Below are 6,326 nucleotides of genomic sequence, written 5' to 3' on the forward strand. Positions count from 1 at the left end.
AGCCGTGATGACGACGACGATGATCGCGGTGGTCGATCTGGTGGCCGAGGTCGCAGTCGTGATGATGACGATGATGATCGCGGCGGTCGCTCTGGTGGTCGAGGTCGCAGTCGTGATGATGACGATGATCGCGGCGGCCGTTCTGGTGGTCGGGGTCGCAGTCGTGATGATGACGATGATGATCGCGGCAGTCGCTCTAGTGGTCGAGGCCGCAGCCGTGATGATGACGATGATGATCGCGGCGGTCGTTCAGCGTCACAAAGTCGTAGTAGAAATACCACGCAACGACGTGATGAATATGGGCGTTTTACCTCTCGCTAACCACCCGTGTTTCCATTTAAAAATTTAAATGGTTCTAACAAATATAATTAATTTTAATCACATCTTATTAAGCGTAGATTAATCTACGCTTTTTTTTATGAAAAAATAAAAGAAAGCTCCTGATTTTTATAATGTAGATTATTGGTATTAGACGTTAAAAGAAAAAAAGCAAGTGCTTTAAATTATGCAAGCAAAAAACCAATCCTTTTAAAATTAAAAAAGATTGGTTTCAGGATGATTAAGATTATTTAGCAGTATGATTATTTAAGGTCGCAAGCGATTCCAGGCATCACGTGAAGCATGTTTAGCTTCTTCCCAAGAGAGACGGGATTCCGCTTTCGATCCTTCCCATTTGGAACGGAGATCCGGTTCTACATCTTCAAAACGTTTAGATGAATCATATGCAGATATATCCTCATACCCTACACGATAAGCATGCTGGTAATCCCTGTCATAATCCAAGTCAGGATAGGTAGTTTGTGAGGATTTATAATAAGGTTGATTAATACTGTTTTCACGCCAGTACGCATCTTCAACGGTAGGATCAACTGCCTCACCTACCGCATGTCCTGCTACACCACCCACTATTGCACCCACCGTTCCACCAACAATAGCTCCGATTGGACCACCTGCACTACCAATAGCAGCACCTGCAGCAGCAGCACCTGCAGCCCCTACCCCGGTTCCTACGGGATGTGAGTCATCTGTATTTGGATCGGTATTTACATCCTTTCTAGTCACGTCGGGATTATTTTTCATACGCTCATCATCAGAATGAACCATTTTATTCTCCTTATAACACTATTGTATTGAGAGAAATTGGCTTGTGATCGCCAGTTTCGGTTATGAGATTTAATCTTCAAAAAACTTGCGTTATCAATTCACTGCGCGCAATCATCTTTCGCGTTATTGCAGTGGGCTAAGTGTTGGAGGTGATGCTATGCATAGGACTTACCAAGGTACTGCCTTGCTGGTTGTTCAAATTTCCCATGTTTTCATCTTTATTTCTCTCATACATGGAATAAAGAATAACTGCAATTATGACCACGACTATGACAGCGATTATAATTTTCACATCTTTTGAGTTCATATTATTCTTCACTTTTGATAAATGAGGAGGAATAGAAATAATGAAACTGCAAACCTGGAATAACTTTGGAGAAAACCCAACCTGAATACTCACCACTATTGAGTTTAGATAATTAAAGTTTGACTTCCATTGTTTCTACTGGTTTTTCAGTTTGCTTTTTCTACTCATCAGATTGCTGAGGTTCGATTGATTTTCTAAATTTTGTTATTGCTAATTTTGTAATTTATGCTGAATTTTCTGAATAAATTTTTGAGTAGCCATTTTGCTTCCCTCCTATCTATAATTGGGTATAAATCGTACTCACATGGCTTTATTAACTCTACTCTTTATATTTGATTTACCAATCTTTGATCTGTTTCAATTCTCTTCAATGTAAACATTATTAATTTATGTGTTTGATCTAAAGTAAAACAACGTTACCTTATTAACATTTATTATTTAAAATATAACAAGAATAAATAAATCACGAATCAAGAAGAGATAAAAACTATTTAAATTTATCTATTATTTTATGAAGTGATGTCAGACCGATATAAAAATCTTAAAAAATTTAAACTTCATTTATTCACTTCAAAACATACCTGCTAGAAATCCACTCTAAACCTTGATAATTTATATTTATAAAATATTCAGAAAAAAATGCTTAAGCGAAAAATGGCACACAAACATACCATTTCAACCCTAAGCCCATTTAAAGGACAAGTTTGAGTTTTTAAAAAAAATTTACTTTTATTTTTAGTCTATATAATATTATTTATTTTTATATCAACTATTTATTAACAAAACAAAGTCTTTCTCAGTACTGCTCTAACATTGAAGCAATTGATTAAACAAATTTTTTTGAGTCCACCTTTACTCTACCTTGAATCAGTGAATAAAATTGATCGTAAAAATGGCAAATCGTAACGTGATGATAGAAAAATTTAGACTATTTTTATTATTCAAACTTTATCGAATATTTGATATTTACAACTTTCGTTTTCGAAATTTAACCTCGGGTGAAATAAGTCTTGCACGACAAGTTTTCGGTGATTTAATTAATTACCAGGAAGTCAAAATATTTAATATCAAATATCTTCCTTGGCAACCCGTAGATATGTATATGGCCCCCAATGGCAATATTTTTATGAATAACAAAAATTTTTGCGAAGATTTCTCCAAAAGATCCAGACAAATGCAAGGCTTGTTCATCCATGAGATGACCCATATTTATCAATATCAATCCAACATCAATGTCCTGTTTCAAGGCGCCATACTACAGTCCAAATACTTTTTGAGTTTTAAAACCTATAATCCTTATCAATACCATTTTCTGGCTGGCAAACCCTTTCACACATATAACATTGAACAACAAGGAGAAATTGCTAGAGATATATTTTTTAAAAATATTCCTAACATTATTTTGGCGAATGAGAAGAGTATGTAATGATTTTATTCTTGTTCACCTTTCTAACTCTGCGCATTAATGAATTTCAGTTATTCATCATCTTTTATAACTTTATTTAAAGGAAAAATTTTCTCTTCTCGACTACTGATTTTAAAATTCTCCAAGTTATTGTTCTGATAAACAGCTTGTTATGTAAAGACTTTATTCAATTAAAAGTATCTATAAAACGTAAAACCATTTAACTCATGTCTTGTCTTAGCTATAAATCTAATGTTTAAGCCAGCACTGAGTTTTAAAAATAATTGCTGGCCTCAAAGGGAATTACATCATTTAAATAATTTATCTACCCCCTCATGTATATGGCATGTAATTACTAACACCTAGCAAACTAAGCCTTGATATACTATTTTTTGGCAACAGCTGAAAGTACAGTTTTTCGTTTTAAGTGATTGATTTTATATATTTAGAATCAATTTCATCAAATCCATGATTGCTCTCATTCACAACAATTGATTTGCAGCATCCCCATTTTTGCATTCATGCTGTATTTTTTTGTCTATATTCAGATTTTTTTTTGTTTTTTTCTCTATAAACGATGCAATTCGTATATAGTATCTGATTGCTAATTATTGATTAATACGTTTATTTTATTTGTCGTCACGTACATAGCATTGAACTCATAATCTTAATAAATCTAAGTCTGTGTATACATCCCTATAGGTAATAGGATTAAGTTGGAATGAAAAGTTTTAAAATTGCCCTTGCACAATTCTCTCCACATATTGGCAATATCGAAGCAAATGCTCAAAAAATGCTTGAACAGGTAAATGAAGCCAAAAAACAAAAAGCCGATTTAATTATCTTTCCGGAGCTTTCAACTTTAGGCTACCCTGCAGAAGATCTATTACTCCGCCCTAGCTTGGCCAAACGCACCGAAAAAGCATTTGAGCAACTGAGTCAGGTAAAAGATATTGTGATGGTCTTTGGTTTTGTTAATCAAACTGAAGACGGTCACCGTTATAACTCTGCCGCCGTAATGAAAGATGGCCAGGTACTGGGTGTTTATAACAAACAGAACTTGCCACACTACGGTGTATTTGATGAAAAACGTTATTTCAGCCAAGGACATCAACACCTTGTTTTTGAATATTTAGGTCATAAATTTGGCGTACTGATTTGTGAAGATATTTGGTCACTCACTACTGTGCATCAATTATCGCAATTAAATGTTGAAACCGCTCTAGTTTTAAATGCTTCACCTTATGAAGTGGGTAAACCGCAGCATCGTGTGACCACCATGAGCGAACTGGCTAAACAATTAAATATCAATCTGGTGTATACCAACCAGGTCGGTGGTCAGGATGATCTTATTTTTGATGGCACAAGTTTTGTAATCAATAAAGATGGCAGCATTGCTTTACAGGCACCAAGCTTTAAAGAAGATCTTTATTTTACTGAATACCAGGCTGAACAAAAAACTTATAAAGTTGGCACAGTCACACCAGCTTTGGAAACCATCGCCGAGATTTATCAAGGTCTGGTTTTAGCAACCCGTGATTATATTCAACGTTGTGGTTTCCCGGGCGTGATTTTAGGTTTATCGGGCGGGATTGACTCGGCATTAACCCTTGCTATCGCGGTCGATGCGATTGGGGCAGATAAAGTCCAAGCGGTGATGATGCCATATACCTATACTGCACAAATGAGTGTAGAAGATGCAGCCGCACAAGCAAAAACCATGGGTGTTACTTTCGGTATTGCTGAAATCAATCCAATCGTGAACAGTTTCATGCAAACCCTGTATCCATTCTTTGGTAACAGCCCTGCGGATGCGACTGAAGAAAACCTGCAAGCGCGTGCGCGTGGTACCTTACTGATGGGCCTGTCGAATAAATTCGGCAATCTGGTTTTATGTACCGGCAACAAATCTGAACTTGCTGTAGGTTACTGCACGCTATATGGCGACATGGTTGGTGGTTATGCGGTGCTAAAAGACGTGTATAAAACGATTGTGTTTGAACTGGCGAAATACCGCAACAGCATTTCAGAGACTCCAGTCATTCCAGAGCGTGTCATTACTCGTCCACCTTCTGCAGAACTCCGTCCAGATCAAAAAGATCAGGACTCTTTACCGGCCTACGATGTGCTTGATGCCATTCTTTATGCTTATATTGAAGAAGATATGAGCCAAGATGACATTATTGCCAAAGGCTTTGAAAAAGCCGTAGTGGAAAAAGTGATTCGCCTGGTTGATCGTAACGAATATAAACGTCGCCAAGGTGCGATTGGACCACGTATTAGTTCACGTGCATTTACCCGTGAACGCCGTTATCCAATCATGAATGGATGGACACCAGGTGTCTAAGCAGCACTTAGCCCAACAGTTTGCTCAAGCACTTATGCTTGAGCAAACCCGTTTTATTAAAAAACAATTATTAGCAGAACAAAATAATCCTTATATTGAAAAATTTGTTCATCATATTTATACCTCTTCAGATCAGATTCTTTTAAAACAAATTATTCAACTTGAATCGCTACAAGAAGTAGTACAGAAATATGCCTTTGAATTGAATCTGGGCGCTGAAATTTTAGAATTCATTGGCGTTGTCTCACAAAGAATTCATGATTTTGCCATTAACGACCATACTCAAATTAATGAACTGCTGTCTGATGAATCTTTTGAACTCTGGATGTATAAAATCCTAGAACTGGATCAATTGCGTCATTACATCCATGACAACCTGCAGCACAACCCGCAAGTCAAACATGTCAGTTTACAGCTCGCGAATCAGATTCTTGAAAGCAATACTCCATGGCTCGATCATCTGCGCAAGCTGAATACCAATCAGCATGGTTTGGGTTCTAAAATTTTGAGTTTTATTCAGGACCAGCAGCAGCATATTGAACTTAAACTTGAGCAGCAACTCGCTCAGACCCTAGTCAAACAACTAGGTCATATCATTCTGCTTCCTAATGAAGAACTGGCCGATATTGCGCTGCATTTGTGGGAAGATGTGAAGCAAAGAACGCTTAAAGAAACCTTCTCACAGTTCCAATCGATTGACTTTGAAGAATTTTTTATTCTTGTCTACGAAACCTGGCGTCAGTTAAGACAGTCTGAATACTTGCAACAGGTGGTTTTGGACGTGGTCGCAGGTTTTTATGATTATTTTGCCGAATACAACCTGCAAGAATTATTGCAGTCAGTGGGACTAGATGAAGAGGATTTACATCAAGAAGCACGACGCTTCCTACCCTTCACTCTTCAAGCACTAGAACAACAAGGATTGCTAGACGGGATTATTCAGGCGCTGATTTCATCTTTTTATGACAGCGAAACCACGCATCAATTCATTGAGCAGTATCTTCAAGAAAATTTGTAATTGTTATTCAAGGTCTGTATGTATTTCTTCATTGGATAATCAACAGACCTTTTTTTATTTCTGAGAATCAGTCCAACTTTTTTGACCCACAAAAAAAGAGACCATGCTGAGAGCATGGTCTATAAAAATGGTGGCTATGACGGGA

4 protein-coding genes and 1 pseudogene are annotated in these 6,326 nt (G+C 37.0%); 4 read left to right on the top strand and 1 reads right to left on the bottom strand.

The window, feature by feature from the left end:
- Positions 1-321 (top strand): annotated as a pseudogene (locus tag B2Y23_RS05685) (stress-induced protein); the annotation flags it as partial.
- 264 nt (positions 322-585) lie between these two features.
- Here B2Y23_RS05685 and B2Y23_RS05690 read toward each other — a convergent pair.
- The gene (locus tag B2Y23_RS05690) at positions 586-1,104 is read right to left on the bottom strand and encodes a hypothetical protein (RefSeq protein WP_291352656.1); all 519 of its coding nucleotides are present in this window, start codon (positions 1,102-1,104) and stop codon (positions 586-588) included.
- A gap of 1,199 nt (positions 1,105-2,303) precedes the next feature.
- Here B2Y23_RS05690 and B2Y23_RS05695 point away from each other — a divergent pair.
- The 3 genes from B2Y23_RS05695 (at position 2,304) to B2Y23_RS05705 (ending at position 6,181) form a co-directional block, all read left to right on the top strand.
- Complete coding sequence (locus B2Y23_RS05695) at positions 2,304-2,837, top strand: hypothetical protein (RefSeq protein ID WP_409449776.1); 534 nt, start codon at positions 2,304-2,306, stop codon at positions 2,835-2,837.
- A gap of 700 nt (positions 2,838-3,537) precedes the next feature.
- Positions 3,538-5,163, top strand: coding sequence for an NAD+ synthase (locus B2Y23_RS05700; protein WP_291369541.1), 1,626 nt, complete (start codon positions 3,538-3,540; stop codon positions 5,161-5,163).
- Positions 5,156-6,181 (top strand): hypothetical protein, encoded by a 1,026-nt coding sequence (locus tag B2Y23_RS05705; RefSeq protein WP_291369543.1) that lies wholly within the window; start codon positions 5,156-5,158, stop codon positions 6,179-6,181. The genes B2Y23_RS05700 and B2Y23_RS05705 overlap by 8 nt, the downstream gene beginning before the upstream one ends.
- Positions 6,182-6,326: the final 145 nt, after the last annotated feature.

Origin of the sequence: Acinetobacter sp. UBA5934, from assembly GCF_002430855.1 — a bacterium.
Classification (GTDB): Bacteria; Pseudomonadota; Gammaproteobacteria; order Pseudomonadales; family Moraxellaceae; genus Acinetobacter.